This is a genomic window from Pseudovibrio sp. POLY-S9, assembly GCF_001431305.1.
Classification (GTDB): domain Bacteria; phylum Pseudomonadota; class Alphaproteobacteria; order Rhizobiales; family Stappiaceae; genus Pseudovibrio.
In genome coordinates this window covers 323,710-328,103 of the sequence record NZ_LCWX01000237.1, presented here as the reverse complement: position 1 = coordinate 328,103, position 4,394 = coordinate 323,710, and the positions used below count along the sequence as shown (strand labels likewise).

The following is a 4,394-nucleotide window of genomic DNA, read 5'->3' as shown; positions in this document are numbered from 1 at the left end:
GCCGTTTGTGACGCAAGCTATTGGTAAACTAGCCAAACAAGCCACCAAACAAGCCACCAAACTAGGAGCGCAATCCGAATGACCAAGCATCCGGATGCTCCGTTGATCACGGTTCTGTGCCTGATCGCAGCTATTCTGTTTGTGACCTCGCTCATGATCGGCGCTGCTGATTTGACATTCATGCAGCTGATTAAAGCAGCATTCGCCGCAGAAAAAACGCCCGTTTCTATCGTCTTTTGGGAAATCCGCGTGCCGCGCGCCCTTCTGGGCTTGATCACAGGTGCAACGCTAGGCCTGTCCGGTGCTGTATTGCAGGGCCTCCTGCGCAATCCCTTGGCGGAACCTGGTTTGATCGGCGTCAGCTCCTCCGCAAGTCTGGGCGCAGTCATCGCAATTTACACCGGGCTGACAATCACCATGCCCTTCACACTGCCAGCGTTTGCATTGCTCGGTGCAGCGATTGCAGCAGTTTTGTTGCCCATGCTGGCGGGCGGGCGAGGGCAGACGCTGACACTGATCCTTGCAGGTGTTGCGATCTCAAGCATAGCGACTGCGCTCACGTCATTGGCACTCAACCTGTCGCCTAACCCGTTTGCAGCCATGGAAATTGTGTTCTGGATGCTTGGCTCGTTAAATGACCGGTCTATGCAGCATCTTTACATCATTGCGCCGTTCATCGTGATCGGCTGGAGCCTCTTGCTCATCACGGGCAAAGGCCTCAATGCGTTGTCTCTGGGTGAGGAAACTGCTCATACCATGGGCGTGTCTCTGCCTCATCTGCGGTTTTGTGCAATTGCGGGAACCGCGGCCAGTGTTGGTGCTGTGACGGCCGTAACTGGAACAATCGGTTTCATCGGATTAATCGTCCCTCATCTGCTACGCAAAATGGTGGGCGGAGAGCCTCAGCGCCTACTACTGCCAAGTGCCATTGCAGGGGCTTGCTTGCTCACGCTTGCAGATATCACAGTGAAACTGTTCGGCCCACAATCAAACCTCAAGCTCGGAGTGCTGACAGCTATTGTCGGCGCGCCGTTCTTCCTTTGGCTGATCATCAAACAACGCAGGGCTTTGATCTGATGCTGCTTCAACTCAAAGACCTTTCTGTCAACTACGGTCCCAAGAACATCCTGTCCTCAATCAATCTGGAGATTGGTAAAGGTGAGATCGTCGGGTTGATCGGCCCCAATGGCTCAGGCAAATCCACGCTGATGAAAGCCATGGTCGGGCTAATCCCGTCTTATGGGGAGATCAGTTACGACAACCAGCTTCTCAAAAGCATCTCGGCTAAGCAGTTATCCAAGCATGTTGCTTACATGGCGCAGGAGCGTGACGTGGCGTGGGATTTGTCTGTAGAACGCATATTGGCTTTGGGTTGTGAAGCTATTGGTGGCTCCGTGCGGACGCCAAAACACAAGGCGGAACTGGAAGAGACGATTGCAAGCTTGGGGCTGGACGCAATCAGAAAAGCTTCAATCCTACAGGTGTCTGGTGGAGAGAAAGCGCGTGCTCTGCTTGGCAGGGCCTTGATGCAAAAAACACCACTGATCATTGCGGATGAGCCAACGGCAGGACTTGATCCGGAACACCAGTTGGAGCTGCAGGAGATTTTTCAAAAGCTGCAACAACAAGGCACGTCCATGCTTGTCAGCCTGCATGACTGGACATACGCAGCGCGCCTTTGCACGCGGCTCGCGATGTTAAAAGAAGGAAAGCTCGTCGCGTATGGCACGCCAAAAGAGGTGTTGACCGAAGAACGCGTGCAGGATGTTTATCGTGTCAAAGCCCATATTCTGCAAACAGAACAGGGGCCTGTGATCACCCCCACAACACGTTTGTAAAAAGACCTTCGATTATTCGGGTGCAAGGCTCTTACGGAACATGCGATCAAGGTATGCCGCAGCCTCTTTAAAGCGGTCCTTGGACTTATTTGCCGGAAGTAACGTCTCCACCTGACTGTCAAAGTCAGCGTAATGCTGGGTCGTGGACCAGATTGAAAACAGCAGGTGGTACGGATCTGTCTCGGCGATCTTGCCCTCATTCATCCAGCCTTGAACAACGACTGTCTTCTCATCCACCAATGACTTCAAGGGGCCGGCAATCAGAGATTTGATGCGCGGAGCACCCTGCAAGATCTCGTTGGCGAACAGGCGGCTTTCCCGAGGGTAATCCCGCGCCATCTCCAGTTTGCGGCGTACATACGCGCAAATCTCTTCAATGGGTTCACCTTCAGGATTGAGCTGATGCAGCGGATCAAGCCAGATGTACAACAAGCGTTCAATCAGCTCTGCATGAATGGCATCTTTGCTGTCGTAATAATAAAAGAGGTTTGGTTTGGACAAGCCAGCTTGCTGAGCGACCTGATCGATCGTAGATCCACGAAATCCATAGGTTGAGAACACATCCAGCGCAGCTGCGAGGATCTTCTCAGTCTTTTCTATCTGAATTCGTGTTTTGCCTTTTGCTTCAGAAGCCTTAGCCATACTCTTTTCCAAATTGCTTAAGCACCGAACCTAAAAATACCCGCTCGGTATATGAGTAGGTTAGCACCTACGAAAACACAGTGCTCATATCAAGCTAAACACTAGTAGAAAAGTCGTGATGAGGCAGCTCACCCAATAATTGTTGTTTTTCTGCAATAAAGCGCATTCCTGAAAAGTGGTTCCGGTTTTCGGACAAGAATACGCGTAAAAATAAAGAGTTAAAGCTTGATGCGTGCATCCACATGAACACAGCCTGCTCTGGAAAGAGAAAAGGCCGGGCTCATATAGAACCCGGCCCGTGTTTGCTTAGCTGACAGCTTCCGGTGTTTTTGCGCTGTCTGCGTTAAAGGCCGGAATGATCTTTTCGCCGTAATCTGCGATGATCTTCTCTTCATCACCACTGTCCAGATAGATGTTGAACTGAGTGATGCCCGCATCTTTCAGCTTGCTCAGCTTTTCAATGTGGTTTTCAGGTGGGCCGAGAACTGCAAAGCTTTCAACGATATCATCGGTAATGAAGTCGAGGAACGGATTGTCGCTCTGACCGTGCTTGGAATAGTCATAACCACGACGGTTCTCAATGTAAGACGTCAGGGATGCAGGCACCTGATCGGTGTTTGATCCATACTTCTCAACGATATCCGCCACATGGTTGCCAACCATAGCAGGGAACCATTTGGTCTTCTCGATGCCTTCTTCCAGTGTGCCTGTATGAGCAGGAGCAGCTGCCATAATGCCGAAGTTGCTCATGTCACGGCCAGCTTCTTCGCCAGCTGCAACTGCCTGATCGCCAAGCCATTTGCAAATTCCTGGCTCCGCAATCTGAAGAATAAGGCCATCGCCTACGCGGCCGGCTGAACTCAGCGCCTTCGGTCCATAAGCCGCAACCCAGACAGGGAGCTCATAACCATCCGCCCATGGGAACTTCACTGGCTCAGGGCATTCACCGTACTGTGCTTCTTCACCACGGATCAGAGCTTTAACAGTGTGAGTGAACTCTTCCAGACGTTTCAGCGGGGCAGGTTTTTTGCCCATTACGCGCACAGCACTGTCGCCGCGGCCCAGACCAATATCAAAACGGCCGCCGGACTGTTTGGCAAGCGAACCAAACAAGCTGGCTGCATGAGACCAGTCACGCGTGTTCGGGTTGGTCACGCACGGTCCAAAACGCATGTTTTTGGTGTGTTCCATGCACATTGCCATCGCCACGAAGCTCTCACGCCACAAAATGTGACTGTCGTAGAACCAGCAATACTTGAAACCAGCATTTTCGGCCTGACGAACCAGTGCCTTAGCGCGCTCTGGTTCTACAAACCCTTTAAAGCAAATACCAAAGTCCATGTGTGTCTCCTCCACAAATAGTAAGGTGTTGTTCAAAGCGTATCCTCGAAAAACGGCAGTTGGCTTTCGAAGAAGGATACGCCCGAAAAAGTCTTAGTGATCCGGGGCCCAGATGCGGATTCCCGCATGTGTAAACGGCACAGCTTTTGAAATGTTCTGACGAATGAGGATCGGAGTGATCGCCTCAATACAGCGCGCTGCTTTTGCATTGCCGCTATTGTAGGTTTTCACATCAAGCTTGTTCACCAGCTCCATCACCACCTTGCGGGCAGCAAGGCTATCACCGCATACGAGGATGTCGCAGTTGATCGGCCAATCCAGATTGTTCAAAGTCGTGGCCGAAACATTGTGCAATGCGCCCACAACCGGAATATCTGGCCCAAGCAATGCTTGTGCAGCCTCAGTAGCAGAGCCTTCAGGCGGCATTTCGACGGTCTTCGGGTCACCTGGCGCAAGCGGAACAACAATGTCGATCAGGATCTTGCCAGCAAGGTGCGGTTTCAGGGCATTTAACGTTGCGTCGTGCGCCGCATAAGGCACAGCAAGCATAACGCACTCACCAGCCGCCGCCAC

The 4,394-nt window shown here is 52.0% G+C and carries 5 protein-coding genes; 2 read left to right on the top strand and 3 right to left on the bottom strand.

Translation table 11 applies throughout. From position 1 onward, the window contains the following. The first annotated feature begins 78 nt into the window (after positions 1–78). The gene (locus PPL9_RS25480; RefSeq protein WP_057465323.1) at positions 79–1,077 is read left to right on the top strand and encodes an iron ABC transporter permease; all 999 of its coding nucleotides are present in this window, start codon (positions 79–81) and stop codon (positions 1,075–1,077) included. Beyond that, positions 1,077–1,838: an ABC transporter ATP-binding protein gene (locus PPL9_RS25475; protein WP_057465322.1), complete on the top strand. Its 762-nt coding sequence runs from the start codon at positions 1,077–1,079 to the stop codon at positions 1,836–1,838. Before PPL9_RS25480 ends, PPL9_RS25475 begins: the two co-directional genes overlap by 1 nt. A 12-nt stretch (positions 1,839–1,850) precedes the next feature. Here the strand turns inward: PPL9_RS25475 and PPL9_RS25470 are convergent, their stop codons facing one another. From PPL9_RS25470 to PPL9_RS33750, 3 genes are all read right to left on the bottom strand, one after another. Next, positions 1,851–2,480 (bottom strand): TetR family transcriptional regulator C-terminal domain-containing protein, encoded by a 630-nt coding sequence (locus PPL9_RS25470; RefSeq protein WP_057465321.1) that lies wholly within the window; start codon positions 2,478–2,480, stop codon positions 1,851–1,853. 306 nt (positions 2,481–2,786) lie between these two features. Further along, positions 2,787–3,821: a TIGR03842 family LLM class F420-dependent oxidoreductase gene (locus PPL9_RS25465; protein WP_057465320.1), complete on the bottom strand. Its 1,035-nt coding sequence runs from the start codon at positions 3,819–3,821 to the stop codon at positions 2,787–2,789. Between the two features lie 93 nt (positions 3,822–3,914). Further along, the coding region (locus tag PPL9_RS33750) for an NADPH-dependent F420 reductase (RefSeq protein ID WP_208989634.1) at positions 3,915–4,394 on the bottom strand (480 nt) is incomplete at its 5' end.